16 protein-coding genes are annotated in these 20,027 nt (G+C 47.6%); 8 read left to right on the forward strand and 8 right to left on the reverse strand.

Annotation, left to right across the window (positions count from 1 at the left end):
- The first annotated feature begins 44 nt into the window (after nucleotides 1-44).
- From luxS to rarD, 3 genes are all read left to right on the forward strand, one after another.
- A complete protein-coding gene (luxS, locus tag J7445_RS01530) occupies nucleotides 45-551 on the forward strand; it encodes an S-ribosylhomocysteine lyase (RefSeq protein WP_003745039.1) in 507 nt (168 codons plus the stop codon).
- A 225-nt stretch (nucleotides 552-776) separates the two neighbouring features.
- The gene (locus tag J7445_RS01535; RefSeq protein WP_070655520.1) at nucleotides 777-1,319 is read left to right on the forward strand and encodes a hypothetical protein; all 543 of its coding nucleotides are present in this window, start codon (nucleotides 777-779) and stop codon (nucleotides 1,317-1,319) included.
- 269 nt (nucleotides 1,320-1,588) lie between these two features.
- On the forward strand, nucleotides 1,589-2,488 hold the full coding sequence (gene rarD, locus J7445_RS01540; RefSeq protein ID WP_070655519.1) for an EamA family transporter RarD: 900 nt from the start codon (nucleotides 1,589-1,591) through the stop codon (nucleotides 2,486-2,488).
- Nucleotides 2,489-2,564: 76 nt separating this feature from the next.
- On the opposite strand, the gene murU is transcribed toward rarD, so the two are convergent.
- The 4 genes from murU to J7445_RS01560 form a co-directional block, all read right to left on the reverse strand.
- Nucleotides 2,565-3,260 (reverse strand): N-acetylmuramate alpha-1-phosphate uridylyltransferase MurU, encoded by a 696-nt coding sequence (gene murU / locus J7445_RS01545; protein ID WP_209283106.1) that lies wholly within the window; start codon nucleotides 3,258-3,260, stop codon nucleotides 2,565-2,567.
- Between the two features lie 125 nt (nucleotides 3,261-3,385).
- Nucleotides 3,386-3,886 (reverse strand): 4-hydroxyphenylacetate 3-monooxygenase, reductase component, encoded by a 501-nt coding sequence (hpaC, locus tag J7445_RS01550; RefSeq protein WP_019269805.1) that lies wholly within the window; start codon nucleotides 3,884-3,886, stop codon nucleotides 3,386-3,388.
- A 13-nt stretch (nucleotides 3,887-3,899) separates the two neighbouring features.
- Nucleotides 3,900-4,337, reverse strand: coding sequence for a homoprotocatechuate degradation operon regulator HpaR (hpaR, locus tag J7445_RS01555; protein ID WP_016686577.1), 438 nt, complete (start codon nucleotides 4,335-4,337; stop codon nucleotides 3,900-3,902).
- A 340-nt stretch (nucleotides 4,338-4,677) separates the two neighbouring features.
- Nucleotides 4,678-5,196, reverse strand: coding sequence for a protein disulfide oxidoreductase (locus J7445_RS01560; RefSeq protein WP_070655533.1), 519 nt, complete (start codon nucleotides 5,194-5,196; stop codon nucleotides 4,678-4,680).
- 195 nt (nucleotides 5,197-5,391) lie between these two features.
- Between J7445_RS01560 and gap the strand changes: the two genes are divergently transcribed.
- Nucleotides 5,392-6,423, forward strand: coding sequence for a type I glyceraldehyde-3-phosphate dehydrogenase (gene gap, locus J7445_RS01565; protein WP_003743523.1), 1,032 nt, complete (start codon nucleotides 5,392-5,394; stop codon nucleotides 6,421-6,423).
- A 65-nt stretch (nucleotides 6,424-6,488) separates the two neighbouring features.
- Here gap and J7445_RS01570 read toward each other — a convergent pair whose 3' ends face one another.
- Entirely contained in the window at nucleotides 6,489-8,621 is a 2,133-nt protein-coding gene (locus J7445_RS01570; RefSeq protein WP_209283337.1) for an AsmA family protein, read from the reverse strand.
- Nucleotides 8,622-8,790: 169 nt separating this feature from the next.
- Between J7445_RS01570 and J7445_RS01575 the strand changes: the two genes are divergently transcribed.
- Nucleotides 8,791-9,663, forward strand: a complete 873-nt coding sequence (locus J7445_RS01575; protein WP_209283338.1) for a chorismate mutase — start codon at nucleotides 8,791-8,793, stop codon at nucleotides 9,661-9,663.
- Nucleotides 9,664-9,807: 144 nt separating this feature from the next.
- On the opposite strand, the gene acnB is transcribed toward J7445_RS01575, so the two are convergent.
- A complete protein-coding gene (gene acnB / locus J7445_RS01580; protein WP_070655748.1) occupies nucleotides 9,808-12,393 on the reverse strand; it encodes a bifunctional aconitate hydratase 2/2-methylisocitrate dehydratase in 2,586 nt (861 codons plus the stop codon).
- Nucleotides 12,394-12,633: 240 nt separating this feature from the next.
- Nucleotides 12,634-13,902: an ATP-dependent Clp protease ATP-binding subunit ClpX gene (gene clpX / locus J7445_RS01585; protein WP_070655746.1), complete on the reverse strand. Its 1,269-nt coding sequence runs from the start codon at nucleotides 13,900-13,902 to the stop codon at nucleotides 12,634-12,636.
- 368 nt (nucleotides 13,903-14,270) lie between these two features.
- On the opposite strand from clpX, the gene J7445_RS01590 reads away from it, so the two are divergent.
- From J7445_RS01590 to J7445_RS01600, 3 genes are all read left to right on the forward strand, one after another.
- On the forward strand, nucleotides 14,271-15,164 hold the full coding sequence (locus tag J7445_RS01590; RefSeq protein WP_373271539.1) for a serine hydrolase: 894 nt from the start codon (nucleotides 14,271-14,273) through the stop codon (nucleotides 15,162-15,164).
- A gap of 140 nt (nucleotides 15,165-15,304) precedes the next feature.
- Nucleotides 15,305-16,072, forward strand: coding sequence for a M48 family metallopeptidase (locus tag J7445_RS01595; RefSeq protein ID WP_070655753.1), 768 nt, complete (start codon nucleotides 15,305-15,307; stop codon nucleotides 16,070-16,072).
- 283 nt (nucleotides 16,073-16,355) lie between these two features.
- Complete coding sequence (locus J7445_RS01600) at nucleotides 16,356-16,595, forward strand: putative hemolysin (RefSeq protein ID WP_070655742.1); 240 nt, start codon at nucleotides 16,356-16,358, stop codon at nucleotides 16,593-16,595.
- A 435-nt stretch (nucleotides 16,596-17,030) separates the two neighbouring features.
- On the opposite strand, the gene J7445_RS01605 is transcribed toward J7445_RS01600, so the two are convergent.
- Entirely contained in the window at nucleotides 17,031-19,793 is a 2,763-nt protein-coding gene (locus J7445_RS01605; protein ID WP_070655740.1) for a TonB-dependent receptor domain-containing protein, read from the reverse strand.
- Nucleotides 19,794-20,027: the final 234 nt, after the last annotated feature.

Consider the following 20,027-nt stretch of genomic DNA (forward strand, 5'->3'; position numbering starts at 1 on the left):
AAGCCCATCTCACACCCAAAATATTTACTCAAAAGGATAATCCAATGCCCCTGTTAGACAGTTTCAAAGTCGACCACACCCGTATGCACGCCCCTGCCGTGCGTGTGGCGAAAACCATGACCACGCCCAAAGGCGACACCATTACCGTATTTGACCTGCGCTTTTGCGTTCCCAACAAAGAAATCCTGTCCGAAAAAGGCATCCACACGCTGGAGCATTTGTTCGCGGGCTTTATGCGCGACCACTTGAACGGCAACGGCGTCGAAATCATCGATATTTCCCCGATGGGCTGCCGCACCGGTTTCTACATGAGCCTCATCGGCACGCCCGACGAGCAGCAGGTCGCCGACGCATGGCTCGCTTCGATGCAGGATGTGGTCAATGTCAAAGACCAAAGCAAAATCCCCGAATTGAACGAATACCAATGCGGCACCTATCTGATGCACTCGCTCGCTGAAGCGCAAGAAATCGCGCAAAACGTCCTGACACGCAAAGTGGCGGTGAATAAAAACGAAGAGCTGACGCTGGATGAAAGTTTGCTGAACGCTTAAACGTTATCTTGGAAAAAGGTCGTCTGAAAACGGGAAACCGGATTTCAGACGACCTTTTATTGGAACGGTAAGCTTACCTCTCAAGAAGGTTAAGATAAAAGGTTTTTATCATATTATACATTTACACTTGGATAGTTTAAGTTATTCAGATACTACAAAAGTCAGAAAGTATTTTGAAGATATAATTGCTAAATCAGTAATGTTATAAAGAAAGAGAAATATCAAATGGTCAATCAATCTGATTATGTTAATCATCTAAAAAAAAGAATGTATTATTCCATTGAACAACGTTTTTATTTGGAATCCATTTCGTGTTCTTATGCTATTGTTGAAAATAGGACTAAGAGAATTGTTGAGCATTTGGGAAAGTCAGCAAGTGGAATGAGGCTTGATAAAAAAATGGAGTATATATATGAAAGTATAAAAAACAAACAGAATGAATCCGATCCTAAAATGAAAAAATTAATTGGATATTTAAAATATAGAATTAGTCCTGAGTTAATGCAGATAGACCCATTAAAAGATTATAATAATTGGAAAATGGGTTTGAATCATTCTGCGAACTCCAATAGTGGCAATAAGCTATATCATTTTAAACAGCTTAGAAATGAACTTACTCATGAGTTAGCAACATATGATAGTGGAAATCCAGCATTAATTAATTTTGATTCATATAGCGATTTGGCAGAGTTAGGTAAAGAAGTAGCAGACGGATTATTAAAAATTGCTATAGGAATGAAGGCGAAAAAAAGAAGATTAAACTTATGATTGACTTTTTATTTAAAGATGATTAGTATGAGGAATGTAAGGCATCGTTATGATAGCGCCACGGAGAATCGGCGTTGGGACTTAAAAATCCTGCCTTACCCAAATTACTAGAAAGATATAAAGTGGCACTTTAATTATGAAGTGCCACTTTTTTATTAGGGTTAATATATTTCAATCCAAAATAAAATACGAGGACAAGATAAATACGGGAAGTTCCTATAAGGTTATTCTACAATACACCTTTTATTCATTGCGTAAGGTCGTCTGAAATGACGGATTTGTCGAAAGGTCTGATTGCGGCGGCGTTGTCCAATATTTTGTTTGTCGTGCTGTTTCTATACGGAATTTGGATGAAGCCGATGACGGGGACGGAAGTCTTCGCTTGGCGTATGGTGGCGATGCTGGCGGCTTTGTTCGTCCTGATGGGGATGGTGGGCGGCTGGCAGGCGGCAGACAGATTTATACGCGGCGTCGGCCGGGATTGGAAACGCTGGCTGCTGATTTTCCTGCCCACCCCTGTTTTTGCGAGCCAGTTGTGGCTGTTTGTCTGGTCGCCTGTCAACGGAGAGGGCGTGAATGTGGCGATGGGTTATTTTCTGTTTCCGCTGGCTATGATGTTGTGCGGGCGGATTTGGTTTAAAGAACGCCTCAACCGCCTGCAAACGGCGGCGGTCATGCTGGCGTGTGCCGGCGTGGCGTGGGAATGGCTGCGGATGGGAGCGTTTTCGTGGGCAACGGTGTGGGTGTTCGGCACTTATCCTGTGTATTACCTGCTGCGGCGAAGGTTGGGCGTGCCGCCCTTGGTCGGGCTGACACTGGATTTGATGGTGATTGCGCCGTGTGCGCTAGTGTATATCGTATTTTTTACGGATACGTTAGGCTTGATTGCCGATATGCCGGTATTGGCGGGGTTTGTGGTATTGCTGGGAATAAACAGCGCGGTAGCCATGCATTTGAACCTGAAGGCAAATCAATTATTGCCGGTCGCTGTCTTCGGCATGATGAGTTATTTGGAGCCTGTTTTGCTGTTTGCCGTATCGGTAACGTTTTTGGGCGAACCTTTGCAGCCCGGGGCTTTAATCAGCTATGGTTTGATTTGGTCGGGGTTGTGCATGATGATGGCAAACGGGTGGATCAAGGCAAGACAGAAAGCAGTCGATAAAAGATAAAGGACAATAAAAGGTCGTCTGAAAACTTGGAAACGGGTTTCAGACGACCTTTTTATTTTTAAATCAGGATGGAGGATTACCAGTTTTGTACGATTTGGGTTGCTTCGTTCAGCCGCTCTACCGTTCCGACATCCAACCAAAGACCGTTGTGTTTTTGCGCGCTAACCTTTTCTTCGTTCATTGCTTGGCGCAGGAGGGGGGTGAGTTTGGCCGGCTGGTGCGGCGGTGTATCGCGGAAGAGTTCGGGGCGGTAAACGCCTACGCCGCTGAAAGTCAAGGCTTCGCCTGCTGATTTGTCTGAAGAGGCTAGACCGTTGGTAAGCAGGGCGAAGTCTCCGTTGGGATTGTGCGGCGGGTTGTCAACCAGCCATAGGCAGGCGAGTTTGTCTGAATGGGGCAATGCTTCGGCGGCCTGTCGGGCTTTTGAAAAGTCGATGTCGGTTAGCACGTCGCCATTGACAACGAGGAATGGTGCGTCGCCAAGCAGGGGTAGGGCAGTGGCAATGCCGCCTGCGGTTTCCAAGCCGCCTGCTTTTTCAGGGGAATAGGCGATGCGTACGCCGTATTGCGAGCCGTCGCCGAGCGTGGTTTCGATTTGTTCGCCGAGCCAGGCGTGATTGATGACGATTTCGGTAAAGCCTGCGGCTTTCAGACGACGTAAGTGCCAGCCGATTAAAGGTTCACTGCCGACTTGCAGCAGGGGTTTGGGGGTATGGTCGGTCAGCGGGCGCATCCGTTCGCCGCGTCCTGCGGCAAGTATCATTGCTTTCATGGGGGAGATGGATAAGTTTGGATAATGAAATGATGGGCAGTCTGTCGGGATTGGGGAAGCTGATTCAAGGTCGCCTGAAAATGAAATTTGAGGGTTTCAGACGACCTTTGCGAGCTTGGGGAGCTTTATTCCAATGATTTGAATTGCCGTCGGAAATACAATAAAGCCGGGGGGTGTGTGCCGGAATTTTTGATTTCGTTGATTTCGACGTAAAAGATAAAATGCGTCCCGATTTCGTGTTGCGAAACGATACGCCCGTGGAGATGCGCCAGTGCGCCTTCGACTTCGAGTTGCCCGGTTTCGCCCCTGTTCCAAATATGGTAGGCAAAGCGTTCTTCAGGGGAAAGCCCGGTCAGGCCGGCAAAGTGTTCTGCGATGTCCTGTTGGCTTTCGGACAGGGTATTGATGCACAAGTCGCGGTTGGTCTGAAGAATCGGAATGATTGCTGACTTCCGGTTGATGCAGAGCATAATGGTCGGCGGTTCGTCTGTAACGGGGGTAACGGCAGTCATGGTAATACCGTAACGGCCGGATTTTCCATCGGTCGTGATAACGTGTACGCCTGCGGCGCAGGATGCCATGGCATCCCTGAACGGATGCTTGAGTGTGTGTGCCGAATCTGTCATTCGTCGTGCTTTTTTATTTCAGGTGCTGTTCGATTTTCGACAGCGCCGCCAGCAGCTCTTTGAGTTCGAGCATTTTTTCTTTGGAAAGCACTTGTTCGATGGCGTCGTAACGTTCGTCCACTTGCGCGCCGATGGATTCGAAAAGTTTTTCGCCTTCGTTTGTCAGCTTTAAATAGACGCGGCGTTGGTCGTTGGACGGCTTTAGGCGTACGACAAGGCCTGCTTTTTCCAAGCGGGTCAAAATGCCGGTCAGGCTGGGGCGCAGGATACATGCCTGATTGGCAAGGTCTTGAAAGTCCAATGTGCCGTTTTCGGCAAGCAGGCGGATGATTCGCCATTGCTGGTCGGTGATATTGGCTTGGTTCAGAATAGGACGAAATTGGGTCATTAACGCTTCCCGCGCTTGAATCAGACCGATGTTAATGGAAGCATGTTTGGATTGGTTGGGCATAAGGGGTCTCCGTTGTTACCGATAAACAAACCTTTGAAGCGTGAGGCAGATTTGTAAAGGCTGTATTGTCATTATAAGAGCCCTGTGAAAGCGGCGAATGCGTGGGAGCAAAAGTATCGAACCAAAAATCAGATAACATTCCGTAAGTTTGTTTTGATAGTAATGTTCCGTATTTTCTTATGTTCGTATATTAGTCTATTTTTGACATAATCTCAACAAAATCATCACTTGCCATGATAAGGGTAGTTTATTTTTTCAATAAATGAATATTTACTCGATAGCGTCATGTGCTACACGGGATTCAAGTTCTTTATATTTTAAGGAATCTAGCAAGGCAGCATCAATAGAATAGATCGGAAATAAAAATTCTGGCGCGCAGACCCCAATAAGTGCTGATTCCTGAGGTGAAGTGAACCATTTTTCCGTTTTTAATCAGGATAATGCTCGGGGTAACGGAGACTTTCCATTTTTGAGCCAAGCGTCCGTTGTTGTCGTTGACTGTAGGAAAATCAAGATGTTTTTCTGACATATAGGTACGGATATGCTCATCCGCACCGGAGTGCAGGGCAATACCGACAACAGGAATGCCGTCTTCGGCAAGCCGGGAAACGGTAGGTGAAGTATAGGCGCAGATATGGCACCAGTCTCCCCATACATAGAGGACGGCGGTACGGTTTGCGCTAAGTAAGGCAGGTGTCAGCGTTTCTCCTGAAAGTAGGTACAGCGGTTCAGACGACATTTGTACGGGCGGTTCGGGTTTGCGCCACCAATCGGCAACGGCCGATAATATGGCGAAAATGACTACCGCCTGTAAAAAAGATAAGGATAGTGATTTGATGCGTGATGGCAGACGTTTCATTTTTTGACGGTCGGAGTGAAAGAAGGGATGATACTTTGTTTTGATGCAGTGTTTCATAAAATTACCCAATGGGTCGTCTGAAAACGGTTGATGGGCAAGATGTAACTAGATTGATAAAACATTAATTACATCAAACTACATTTTTGTTATAATTCGGGTCGCAAACCTTTATCCAACCGTAACAGAGGAAAAACCATGGGCATTAAAGTCGCCATTAACGGATATGGCCGCATCGGCCGCCAAGTATTACGCGCCATCTACGATTACAACCTGCAAGACCAACTTGAAGTTGTCGCCGTCAACGCCAGCGGCAGCCTCGAAACCAACGCCCATCTGACCAAATTCGATACCGTTCACGGTCGCTTTAATGCCGACATTTCCCACGATGCAACCCATCTCATTATCAATGGTCGCAAAATCCCATTTTTCTCCACCCGCAACCCCGCCGAACTGCCATGGAAGGATTTGGAAGTTGATTTGGTCATGGAATGTACGGGCGCGTTTACCAGCAAATCCAAAGCCAACGTGCATTTGGAAAGCGGCGCGAAAAAAGTGCTGATTTCCGCGCCGGGCGAAGCCGACGTTGATGCAACGGTCGTTTACGGCGTGAACGATGATGTGATTACCGACGACATGACCGTCGTTTCCAATGCTTCCTGCACCACCAACTGCCTCTCTCCCGTTGCCAAAGTGCTGAACGAAAACATCGGCATCGTCAAAGGCGTGATGACCACCATCCACGCTTTGACCAACGACCAAACCGTTACCGACGTGCGCCATAAAGACTTGCGCCGCGCCCGCAGCGGTGTGGAAAACATGATTCCGACTAAAACCGGCGCGGCAAAAGCCGTCGGTTTGGTATTGCCTGAACTGAAAGGTAAACTCGACGGCCTCGCCATCCGCGTGCCGACCGTCAATGTTTCCGTCGTCGATTTGAGCTTCCAAGCCGCACGCGATACCAGCGTCGAAGAAATCAACGCGCTGATGAAAGCCGCTGCGGAAGAAGGTCGTCTGAAAGGCGTATTGAGCTACAACACGCTGCCGCTGGTGTCTATGGACTTCAACCATACCACCCAAGCCAGTACCTTTGACGCAACGCTGACCAAAGTCATCGACGGCAACATGGTTAAAGTGTTCGCTTGGTACGACAACGAGTGGGGCTTCAGCTGCCAAATGCTGAACACCGCCCGCCGTATGTTCGGTTTGGAAGTGCGCCCGTTTGAATAAAACGGATTGGCGAAGATACTGAAAGGTCGTCTGAAAACCATGATTGGATTTTCAGACGACCTTTTCTATTTATCCGCTTGTTTTCGTTCCGGATTGAGCCAGTGCCATTGCTCGCGCAATGTTTGTTCCAATGCCTTTTGTTTTTCTTTAGGATTGTTTAGGCCGTGTGTAATACGGTTGTAGTCGAGTGTAACGGACGGGTTGGCGACATTGCCCCGTATTTTGAGCGGTATGGGCTTGGCTGAAGGATTGAGTGTGTTGCGGATAAGCAGATCCTCGGATAGTTCTTGCGTATTCAGATCAGTGTAGCCGTTGCTGACTATGTGCAAATGTTCGGAAAACAATTCGGTATTGATGTGGTGGCTGATGCCCTTGTCGATTTCGCTATTGAGGGTAAAACGGTTGAAAGGGGTTTGGGCATGCTCGCCGCCGGGGTGCTGTGAGGAAATACCGTTTTTGAGGATATGGTTTATATCTATACCTTTCCATGCCCCATCCAAAATATTGAGGGTCAGCATCCCTTGTAGGGATTGGATGAGTTGCTTACGATTGTTGCCCCGTGCCGTCAAATCGATGACGGCATCTCCGTTGCCGCTGAAACTGTGGAAACCGAACAAATCTTGCAACAATGGTCGGATTTGTACGTTTTGGGCATTTTGTTGGAGATGGTAGGTGGGCGGAGTTGTGTTTGCCATACTGATACCGCCTTCTGTCTGACCACCGTAGAGACCTGCTTTAAAATGGCTTAGGGCGATGTGTTCTTTGTCGGCATTCAGCAGGGTTTCAATATTGTCCAGTTGCAGGCCGGGTATTTGGACATTGCCGATTTTGATGTTGGCATCAATTTGTGGGATTTGGCCATTGTTGAGGATTGTTGGGTAGCCTGATCCGGAATTTGCCTGTATATCGTCCCAGTAGGGGAGTAGTGAGAGTTTTTGCAGGGCAATCCCGGCTTCCAAAAGAGGTGTTTCTCCTTCCGTTGGTTGATATTTGAATACAAGCGCAAAGGGCTGGCGGTCAAATGTGCCTTTGAAATCCCCTTGCCAGTTTTCTTTGCCGTTCCAGTTGAATGATCCGGTTAACTGGCTGATAAAGCGCGGATTGGGTAGGCGGTTGACCGTATCCTGCAATGTGGTCAGATTGATTGGGGATGATTGCAATCCTTTGTTTTGCTGCCACAGTAGAGGGCCTGTCAGGGTTAAATTGGTCTGATGGGCGGCATTTTTGTGGCTGGCGTTGAATTCAAAGTTATCCAATGTGGCAACGCTGGTACGGATGCTTGCTTTGTCGAGTTTGAACGAGCCGTTCCATTGGCTTTCCAGCTTGCCTGCTGTAAATGCACCATTGAGCGATGGGATATTCAATACGTTGTTTTTAAGGGATAAACGGGGAATTTGCGCGGTCAGGTGAAAATTTTGGGCGGGATTATCCGTGCGTAGGCTGAGGTTGTCTGCTTTTAGGGAGTTGTTTTCAGACGACCATGTCCATGTGCCGTTTCCATCAGCGGACAGTTTGCTTTCTTTCTCAGCAACAGATGCTTCCCAAAGTAAATTGGGAATGCTCCAACCGGTTTCAGAGGCATTGAACACGCCACTACCCTGCCATTGGATGGATTGATTTGGACGGCGCAGGCTGCCGTTGATTTTGAAAGGACGGCCGTCAGCACCGTCGTTGCGGACGTTTAGATAGAAGTTGTCGATAATATGTGCTTGTCCTGCAATATTCATATGCAGAGAGCTATTTTCTATAATCAGACGGTTTAAAGAGGTAGGGTGGGAAGGATGTAACAGGTCTTGCAGGTTCCATTTGCCGTCATCGGTGCGCGATAACACGGCATCTGCTCCTGTAATAACCCATTTTTCGATGAAAGGGTAATCGTTCCACAGACTGCTCCAGCCTAGACCGATACGGGTCTCTTTGATGTGTAAGGCGGTTTGGCTGCTATGAGGTCGGGTAATGGTAACGTTTTTTAGGGTGACGGTAGGACGGGGAAACCAGCTTCGGCGGATGTCGCTGCTGAAGCGGATATTCCGTCCTGTCCCACTGAAGGCGTTTTGTACGGTTGTTTCGATTCGTTCGGGGGTAAACAGGGCATAAACCGATGCATACAGGGCGGCTGCGGTACAAACAAGCAATATGACCGCAGTTACGACTGTTTTCAGCCAAAATTTTCCTGAATTAAGCAGAGGATTTTTCATGCGTAAAGGCAATAAGGTAACATAGCTGAAAGTATAGCACATGACATTTGGGATAATGCGGATAGGGGATTAAGGGTAAATGTAAGGTGTGAGTGGTAGGCCTTGTAGCGGGCAGGTCGTCTGAAAGCGGTAGTATGCTAATATTGTCGTCTGTTTCAGGAGATATATGATGATTATTGTGATGGGTAAGAATGCTTCTCAGGAGTCGGTAGAGGGAGTAATCGGTTTTATCCGTAATAAGGGCTTGAAAGAGCATGTCTCTCGGGGGGAAGAGCGGACGATTATCGGTGCGGTTGGTGATGAGCGGGTGTTCCGTCCAAATGAACTGGAACGTTTGCCCGATGTGGAACGCGTTGTCCGGGTATTGAACGATTGGAAAATTATCAGCCGTGAGGCAGACGAGGAAGACAGCAGGATTGTTATACGGGGTGTGATATTCGGCGGAGCGAAGCGGTTGGATATTACTGCCGATACGGACAGGGTGCAAAAGGTGGATGCAGTATTTGTCGATCCGTTTTACCTTCCGGCGCGCCCTTATGAAAAAGTGGACGAGCAGCGTGAAAACTTACGGGTTCGGGCGATTGTTCAGGAAATTTCTGATTTGCAGAAAACAGGCAAACCCGTCATTGTCCGTATCCGTGATGTTCGCCAGATAGATGAAGCCTTATCTGCCAGTGCAGATATTTTGTATTTAGGCGGCAGTATGATGACCAATCGGACGCTTTTGGATGAAGTAGGTCGTCTGAATACGCCGGTAGTGTTGTGTAAAGACAAGCATCATCGTGTTGATGATTGGTTGGTAGCGGCAGAACATATCGCTTTGCGCGGTAATAGCCATATTATGCTCGGTGAAGCTGGGACGCTCAGTTTTGAGCCGGAACATGCCTATCGTTTGGATGTCGATGCCATCGTTCGGGTCAGGAAAGTGTGCCGTCTTCCGGTTATCGCCAATATTACCCGTCTGTGGCACAACGATATGCCTCAGGAAATATTGTATCGTTTGGCAGCGGCAGCAGGTGTGAACGGGATTATCAGCGGGTAAGAGATATATCCGGCAGTAGGGAATATGGTGATTGACTTGAAAATAAAAAAACAGAACAGCGAAAACTGTTCTGTTTTTTTATTTTCAGACGACCTCATGGATTTAAACATTGGAGGGGTCGTCTGAAACTGCTTTACCTACTTGTTAAACATTCACGGTCTCGGCTACTTCGTTGTAGCTGTCGATTTCGTTGAAGTTCATGTAGCGGTAGATTTGATCGCCCTGTTCGTTGATGATGCCGATGTTGGCTTGGTATTCTTCAACGGTCGGGATTTTACCCAGTTTCGAGCAAATCGCCGCCAACTCTGCCGAGCCGAGGTAAACGAAGGTGTTTTTACCCAAGCGGTTCGGGAAGTTACGGGTGGAAGTGGACATGACGGTCGCGCCTTCGTGTACTTGGGCTTGGTTACCCATACACAGCGAACAGCCCGGCATTTCCATACGCGCGCCGGCGCGGCCGAGTACGCCGTAGTGGCCTTCGTCGGACAACTCTTTCGCGTCCATTTTGGTCGGCGGCGCCATCCACAGGCGGACGGGGATGTCGGACTTGCCTTCCAAGAGTTTGGAGGCGGCGCGGAAGTGGCCGATGTTGGTCATGCACGAACCGATGAACACTTCGTCGATTTTGGTGCCGGAACGTTCGGACATGAAGCATACGTCGTCCGGGTCGTTCGGGCAGGCGATGATCGGCTCTTTGATGTCGTCCATGTTGATTTCAATCACGGCGGCGTATTCGGCATCTTTATCTGCTTCGAGCAGCTCTGGATTCGCCAGCCATTTTTCCATGGCTTTGATGCGGCGTTCCAAAGTGCGCGGGTCTTGATAGCCGTCGGCAATCATGTTTTTCATCAACACGACGTTGGATTTCATGTACTCGATAATCGGCTCTTTGTTGAGCTTCACGGTACAGCCGGCGGCAGAGCGCTCAGCAGACGCGTCGGTCAATTCAAAGGCTTGTTCCACTTTCAAATCAGGCAGGCCTTCGATTTCGAGGATGCGGCCGGAGAAGATGTTTTTCTTACCGGCTTTGGCAACGGTCAGCAAACCTTGTTTAATCGCGTAAAGCGGAATGGCGTTTACCAAATCGCGCAGGGTTACGCCCGGTTGCAGCTTGCCGCTGAAACGTACCAGTACGGACTCAGGCATATCGAGCGGCATGACGCCGGTGGCTGCTGCGAAAGCCACCAAGCCGGAGCCTGCAGGGAAGGAAATACCGATAGGAAAACGGGTGTGGCTGTCGCCGCCGGTACCGACGGTATCAGGCAACAGCAGGCGGTTGAGCCATGAGTGGATCACGCCGTCTCCCGGACGCAGAGATACGCCGCCACGGGTAGAAATAAAGGCGGGCAGTTCTTTATGGGTTTTCACATCGACAGGTTTCGGATAAGCTGCGGTGTGGCAGAAAGACTGCATCACCATATCGGCGGAGAAGCCCAAGCAAGCCAAGTCTTTCAACTCGTCGCGGGTCATCGGACCGGTGGTATCTTGTGAGCCGACCGTCGTCATGCGCGGTTCGCAATAAGTACCCGGGCGTACGCCTTGTCCTTCCGGCAGACCGCAGGCGCGACCAACCATTTTTTGCGCCAACGTGAAACCGGCTTTGCTTTCGGCAGGTGCTTGAGGCAGACGGAATTCGGTGGAAGCAGGCAGTTTCAACGCTTCGCGCGCTTTGGCGGTCAGACCTCGACCGATAATCAGGTTGATACGGCCACCGGCTTGCACTTCGTCCAGCAATACTTGGGATTTCAGGCTGAACTCGGCAACGATTTCGCCGTTTTTCACGATTTTGCCTTCATAAGGCAGAATATCGACGACATCGCCCATTTTCAGTGCGGAAACATCGACTTCAATCGGCAGCGCGCCGGAGTCTTCTTGGGTATTGAAGAAAATCGGCGCGATTTTTCCGCCCAAACAGACGCCGCCGAAGCGTTTGTTCGGTACGAACGGGATGTCTTCGCCGGTATGCCAAATCACGGAGTTGGTCGCGGATTTGCGTGAAGAGCCGGTACCGACCACGTCGCCGACATAGGCAACGGGATGACCTTTGGCTTTGAGTTCTTCCAACAATTTAATCGGACCAACTTCGCCCGGTTTATCGGGATTGATGCCGTCGCGCGGGTTTTTCAGCATTGCCAGCGCGTGCAGCGGAATATCGGGACGGCTCCACGCGTCAGGCGCGGGAGAGAGGTCGTCCGTATTGGTTTCGCCGTCAACTTTGAAGACGGTAACGGTGATTTTTTCGGGAACTTTGGCGCGTGAGGTAAACCATTCGGCATCCGCCCAAGATTGCAAAACTTCCTGAGCGTATTTGTTACCTTTTTCAGCTTTTTCCTGAACGTCGTGGAAAGAATCGAACATCAGAAGCGTATGTTTCAAGCCTTTAGCAGCGATTGGCGCGAGTTTGTCGTCGTCCAAGAGTTCGATTAAGGCGTGAATGTTGTAACCGCCGAGCATCGTACCTAAGAGTTCTGTCGCATATTCGGGGGAAACCAACGGGCTGGATGCGCTGCCTTCGGCAACAGCAGCCAGGAATGAGGCTTTGACTTTGGCGGCATCGTCCACACCGGGCGGAACACGGTGGGCAAGCAGTTCAACCAAGAATTCACCTTCGCCTGCGGGCGGGTTTTTCAGCAGCTCGACCAAATCAGCGGTTTGCTGCGCGTTCAAAGGGAGGGGGGGGATACCGAGGGCGGCGCGCTCGGCGGCGGCTTTGCGATAGGCTTCTAACATCTCTTTGTTCCTTTTTTCTGTTTTTTCTTCTGACCGTTGCAAATGATTTGCAATCAAAGAATTGTAAACAATTCTTTTGGGTATCATAGACCAGTTTGGCAAAAATTGGAATATTTATGTTATCGGATGTAATAGGTGTTTGCTATTGAAACGAATTATCTTGAAAAATACGAAAAGGTCGTCTGAAAACAGGGTTTCAGACGACCTTTTATGTTTTATCGGAATGACCGGCTCGTTCTTTTACCGGGCGTTTGCCTGATATTCGCTTCCGTCTTCGCGCAAGAGCTTGGGCTGTTCGCCTTTCTCGATGACGTTTTTACCGATGACAACTTTGGCCACGCCTTTCAAATCAGGCAGTTGATACATGGTATCCAACAGGCAGCGTTCAACGATGGAGCGCAGGCCGCGCGCGCCGGTTTTACGTTCCATTGCCTGACGGGCAATGCTGCGCAGGGCTTCTTCTTCAAATTCCAATTCGACATTTTCCATGCCGAACAGGGTTTGATATTGTTTCACCAAAGCATTTTTCGGCTCGGTCAAAATGTTCACCAATGCGTCTTCGTCCAATTCCGCCAGCGTGGCGATAACAGGCAGACGGCCGATTAACTCGGGAATCAGACCGAATTTAATCAAGTCTTCAGGCTCAACGATTTCAAACAATCCGGTAATGTCGGCATTTTCGTCCTTGCTGTGAACGGACGCACCGAAACCGATACCGCCTTTTTCAGTACGTTGACGGATCACTTTTTCCAAGCCTGCAAACGCGCCGCCACAGATAAACAGGATGTTGGTCGTATCGACGTTGATAAATTCCTGATTCGGATGTTTGCGGCCGCCTTGGGGCGGAACGCTGGCAACCGTACCTTCAATCAGTTTCAGCAAGGCTTGTTGCACGCCTTCGCCGGATACGTCGCGGGTAATTGACGGGTTGTCGCTTTTACGCGAGATTTTGTCGATTTCGTCGATATAGACGATGCCGCGCTGGGCTTTTTCAACATCGAAATCGCATTTACCCAAAAGCTTGGTAATGATTTGCTCAACATCTTCACCGACGTAACCCGCCTCAGTCAGCGTGGTCGCGTCCGCCATGACGAACGGCACGTCCAGTTTGCGCGCCAAAGACTGCGCCAACAGCGTTTTACCCGAACCGGTCGGACCGATAAGCAGGATGTTGGATTTCGACAACTCGACGTTGCCGTTGGCTTTGGGATGGCGTAGGCGTTTGTAATGGTTGTACACCGAAACCGCCAAGGCTTTCTTGGCTTGTTCCTGACCGATAACGTGGTCGTTGAGGTTGGCGACAATTTCAGCAGGCGTGGGCAGTTTGTTGTTTGGATGGGACGCATCCGTTGCAGATTTTTCTTCAGAGAGGTCGTCTGAACTTTGCAGCATGACGCCGCAAGTTTCTACACATTCGTTACAGATAAAAGCGTTTTCGCCTTCAATCAGGTTTTTGACTTCATGCTCGGATTTTCCGCAAAACGAGCAGGAGCGTTTTTCTTCAGTCATAATTTATCTTCTGTTTTCAAGCAATATCGGCAAACCGTTATCCGAATGTTGCGGGAACGGTTTTCGGCAAAGTCGGTAAGTATAATCAGTATCTTAAGGTTTATCAAATACCGTATGGGAAGCTGTTTGGCGTAAGGTTTTCAGACGACCCTCCGACGCATAGCAACACGCCATAATTTCCCATCCTTAAGATTGTTTCCAATTTGGGAAAAAGATGCAAACAAACGCAAAAAAGCCGTATTAAACTTTACATTTTGTTGTATTTTAAGCAAAATATCTCCTTTAATAATTCATTTGTCTTAAATTCTACTGGTTGAAGTATGTCGGTTATGAAATTTTATAAAACACTTAGTGCAGCCTGTTTGGGTATGGCTTTGGCTGTTGCCGCCGCCCCTGCCGCTGCAGACGATATGGACGTTTTGGGTCAATTTTTGGAACAGAATTTTCCAACCCAAAATGACCCGATGGAAGCTTTCGCATTAAGCCACGCACAAAAAATCGAAGCTCAGGCGATGATGGCGGGGCCGCTTTTGACATCGCAGGCCGCCCTGATTTTTAACAATAAAACAGGTGAAATCCTGTATCAGAAAAACGCAGACCGCGTGATGCCGATTGCGTCCATTTCCAAACTAATGAGCGCAATGGTCGTTTTGGACGCGCGTTTGGATATGAACGAGCGCATTACCATTACGGCTGATGAAATCGACCGCCTGAAAGGCACAGGTAGCCGCCTTGCCGTCGGCACGACGCTGACGCGCGGCGAATTGCTGCACCTGAGCCTGATGAGCAGCGAAAACCGCGCAACACACGCGCTGGGCCGCACCTATCCGGGCGGTATGTCGGCGTTTGTTGCTGCCATGAATGCAAAAGCGCAAAGCCTGGGCATGTATAGCAGCCGTTTCTACGAACCTACCGGTCTGAATTTCCAAAACGTATCAACTGCCCACGATTTAAACCGTATGGTCGCTGCGGCGAGCAAATATCCGCTCATCAGCAAAAACTCAACCTCCAACTACGGCTCGGTTTGGACGGCAAACGGCCGCCAAAACTATAAAAACTCCAATGCCCTCGTGCGCGAAGGCAGTTGGAACATCGAGCTTCAGAAAACCGGTTATATCCGCGAAGCAGGACGCTCGATGGTGGTTAAGGCAAACGTCCAAAACCAACCGATTACCATCGTATTGCTGAACTCGCCAACCTCGACAACCCGCGTAAACGACGCGCGTAAGATCGAATCTTGGATGTTGCAGCGCCGCTCTTAAAATACTTGTTATGCCGTCTGAAAATCAGGCGGCATTTTATTTTATGGTCAGTAGGTGAAAACGGAAGGCGTTTTGTACGGTTTTGGTTTCAATCTTTTGTCGGGCATCAAGGAATTTTTGAAATGAACAAAATCAATAAAATGAACAAAATCAGTAAAAAGTACGGATTATGGCTCGGGGTTGCAGCATTGGCGGGTTGTACTTCTGTCGCCGATATGGTGGGATACGATACGGCTGCTTTGAATGAAGGAGCCGAGCGAAACTATATACAGGTTGTACAAAAAGCGCGCAGCCAGAATGCGCTGGATGTCAGCTCTCCGACGGCGCAGCGTGTTCATCGGGTGTTTTCCCGACTGGTTCCGTACGCCAACCGCGCCAACCGTACCGGCATACCTTTTAATTGGCAGATGAACGTTATCCGCAGCAACGAGTTGAATGCTTGGGCGATGCCGGGCGGAAAAATGGCGGTATATACCGGTATGGTTGAACGTTTGCAACTGACGGATGATGAAATCGCCGCAGTCATCGGGCATGAAATGACCCATGCCCTGCTCGAACACAGCAAAAAAGCCATCGGAGGTCAGGTATTGACCGGCTTGGGCGGTTCTATTTTGGCAGGTGCCGTCGGTTTGGACGGAAATTTGGTCGGCGTTGGAACAGATTTATTGGCAACCAAACCTTTTTCGCGTCATCAGGAAAGCGAGGCAGATGCGGGAGGCGTCCGCCTGATGGCTCAGGCAGGTTACAATCCGCAGGCGGCAATCAGCGTATGGGAAAAAATGAATAGGGCGCAAGGCGGCAGTCAGGTTGCCATCTTGTCAACCCATCCCGCCAACAATACCCGTATCGAAGCAATCCGCAGGATGTTGCCGGAAGTTATGCCTATTTATCACCAAAATAAACGCTGATATTTTGTGTTGATGGATATTTTCAAACTGTTTTAGAGGTCGTCTGAAAACCGAGTATCCAACCAATAGAGATATTTGGATAGTAAAAGGAAAACATATGGAGACCTTTGCAATAACATAGGTTACTAAAATTTTATGCTCAATCTCATTTTCAAAATTCAAAACCTTTCTGATTTTTCCTACTTTTTGCTCAATATTAGGAAGGTTTTAGGCAATTGAAAATTTTTTGGCGCATTTTTATGCGTCAAATTTCGTTAACAGACTATTTTTGCAAAGGTCTCATATGATTAAGCCGATTATTTTAATCCTCGCGGCTGCAACTACTTTGTCAGCTTGCAATACTCTTGAGAAAGAAAGTGTACCGATGACCGGTATGCCCAATCCGGCTTCAGAATTTTGCGTGAAACAGGGCGGTAAGCTGGAAATCAAAAAAGACAAAGATGGCGGAGAGTATGGGATGTGCCATCTGCCTGACGGTATTGTTGTGGAAGAGTGGGCGTATTTCCGCCAACACAACAAATAAGTTACAAGAGTTAAAAAGGTCGTCTGAAACATCTTTTCAGACGACCTTTTTATATGAGGAGACCTTTGCAATAACATGAGTTATTAAAATTTTATGCCCAATACCATTTTTATAGTGGATTAAATTTAAATCAGGACAAGGCGACGAAGCCGCAGACATTACAAATATTAAGGCAAGGCGAGGTAACGCCGTACTGGTTTAAATTTAATCCACTATAAAATGAAGAACCTCCCTGATTTCTTCCACTTTTTTCTCAATATCAGTTTAGCCAATTGAAAATTTTTTTGGCGCATTTTTATGCGTCAAATTTCGTTAACGTACCATTTTTGCAAAGGTCTCAGATTGAAAACTTTGAGAATATATTGAAAAAGCCGGCAAACATTATGTTTGTCGGCTTTTTAGTCAGTACAGTATTAAGAATGCTGACGGTTAGGTTTAGAACTTATAACTGATGGTAAACAGCAAAGTCCTGCCACGCGCATAGTTATTCAGAACGGAGCGTGTCGTGCCGCCATATTTGCCATTGCATAAACCGTTGGCATCACATTCGACTTCTTCGTCATCTAAACCTCCTTTTCTTTCAAATACGCTGAAATAGCGCTGAGTTGCGGCATCGTTTGCGGCATCCAAAGGATCGATATAGCGCTTATTGAAGGCATTTTGAATGTCGAAACGAAGGATAAGGTTTTTCTTCGGTTCGTAATTGGCATAGAAATCAAAAATCAGCGGCTGTCTGTTGATGCTTTCTGTTTTTTTGATCGCCCTTCTGCCCATTTGGTGTGAAGAGTAGGTGTTGGCACCGGTTGTACCGTCAACAAATTCTTCCTCAGTCGTTGCCCGTGTACTTTTGCCGTAATAGCGCATAATGCCGCCGATGGTCAATTTGTTGCCCAACCAGCGGGAACCCAATTCAAACCGCCCGTAATCTCGGGGCAAGCGGGAAATTTTGCTTAAGCCGTAACCTTGTTTGATTTGGTCTTCTTTAGAAGAATTACGGGGCGATTCGCTGGCATCGCTATAATTGGTCGGCTGGTTGGTTTTTTGATATGCGTAAGACAGGGTTGAAAAAAAGCGGCCGAAATCATAGTTCATTTCCACTTCCAAACCATTTTTATGGACAGGTTTGGCATAGTTTCGATGCTGGATAGAGTATTGCAGGCCGGTACTGGTTACCCAGCTGGGTGCTTTATCCAAATCCCACCATTTGCCATAAACATTGTGAATATAGTTGTTTATCCTGCTGCGATAGGCGACCAGTTTGAAACCCAATACATCATCCGGCTTGAAAATCCCTTTTTTGAAAGTATTGAAGCCTATTTGGTAAGTATTGGCCTGTTCCGGCTTAAGGGCGGTATTGACGCCCGAGTCTCCGATTTGTGAAAAATACATTTCTTGAATATTCGGCATTCTATGCGTACGCGAATAGCTGATAAACGGCATAAAGTAGTCGTTGACATTGATGTTTAATGCCACTGAATGGTTTACCGCATGCTTTTTACCGGATTTGGTATAAACCGGTTCGTAAAGGTCGCAGCTTGGCGTGCAATGCTGTTTATAAATTTCAGAATCTTCTCCAAATGCTTTTTTAAAGTCTTCTTGGGTATTGAAGTAGTCGGTATATTCGCCTTTGTAGCGGTAGTTGACCATATTGGTGCTGTAATTCAATTGATAAATGCCTTTTTTCAAGGAAGTATCAAAATAGAACGTATTAAATTTTTGCTGGCCTGAAGGTTGTAATATGGTTGATTTTTGGGGAAATATTCCTTTGTCTCCTTTGAAGCGGCCTAAAAAGCTGTACAGGCCGGCATCTTGATCGGGACCGTCGTAAAACAGGCTCAGCTCTTCCGGAAAGCGGTTTTTACTGTATTGGTTTTTAAAGAAATTGAAACCGACGGTGGCTTTTAAATCTGTTTTGTTGGGAAGGTTGAAAGAGAAGCGGTTGTTGATATCCAAAAGATTGGCTGTGTTTTTGGTTTCCAAATAATCCAGCAGCCCCCATCCTGAAAAACGTGAGTTTTTCGGATATTTTTGTTTTCCCAGATTATGGGCGGCCAACACGTTTAAATCGACATAATCGCCAATGTTTAAGTTGTAATTGGCTTGATAGTTGCGGTTTTCTACTTTGCGGCTGCCGATACGGTTGTTCATGGTACGAAGCTGAAGATCCAACTTGTTGTTGTCGTTTTCGTATTCCACTTTGACCAAATGGCTGTTTGAGCGTTGTTGCAGGCTGGTCGGGTCGATTGGAGTCAGGTCCCATTGCGGTGCTAAATTCTCTTTCCAGCTTCTTTCCAAATCATCAACATAATCTCTTTGCAAAACCTCAGGATCGTTATATTTTTTGGAGAAAGGGTAGTCCCAATAGCTTTTACCGACCGCATTGCGTTTGGAAAAGTCGCGAACCCAACGATTTTGCCCTTGGTCGAATTTCAATAAGTTGCTTTCAAAATATTCTTGTTTTTTACGGTCTAAATATTCTTCGCCAAAATTGCCGATACGCTGACCGCCGCCGCCTACTTTATAGTTTTGCTCGACATTACGGTGGCTGTAACCATATAACGCGCCAAGGCGCGCACCGCTGTCAAACCATTTTTGTACCGCTCCGGTTGCCATAAAATTGCTTTTGGTGCTGTTTGTGCCGGTTAATCCTTTGGTTAAAAGCCCAAAGGTATGGTTTCCGTGTACCACATCGTCCACCCGTAAAGTACGGAAATTGGCTGTACCGGATAAGGTATTGATGCCGTTGGCACCTGTGAAACTGCCTTTGGTTACATCCACACCGGCAATAAAATTGGGATCCAGTGCCGTACCGAATTGCGAAGAGCTGCCGCTGCGTCCGGCATCGGCAGAAGTGGAATAGAAGGTTTGGGTTACGCCGTCAACCATCGTATTGACGCGTCCCAAACCGCTATCGCCACGGATATTGACCGCCAATACCCCCGATCCCTTGTCTTGTTGGGTGAAGACGCCGGGCATGCTCCGCACGATGGCATCGATGTTTTCGCTGGATTGATAAACGCGTTCACGCGAACTTTTGGCTTGGCCTTCGGTAAAAACTTTTTTCTCTTTGGCAATGTATTTACCTTTGACTTGAATTTCATCAAGCTCTTGAGTTGAAACCTCGTCTTCTGCGTGTGCGATACTTGTTATAGCCAGTAAAGATAATGTCAGTAGGTTTAATTTGAAATTCGGGTTCATAATAGTTACCTCAGAAACGAAGTCCGTTACTTTATAACATATTATTAAACTTTACAAATATTTTGATAATAAATTTCATTTATTAAAGAATAAAGCAGATTCTTGTTTTAGGAGATAACTCAAACGCATATGATAAATATGGCTGAAAAGATAAAGCGGGTCTGAATTTGAATTTGATTAGCAGGGAAGAGGGAAGATTTAATTGGATTTAAACAGACGAAAGAAGAAAATTTG

The organism is Neisseria sicca, assembly GCF_017753665.1.
Classification (GTDB): Bacteria; Pseudomonadota; Gammaproteobacteria; order Burkholderiales; family Neisseriaceae; genus Neisseria; species Neisseria flava.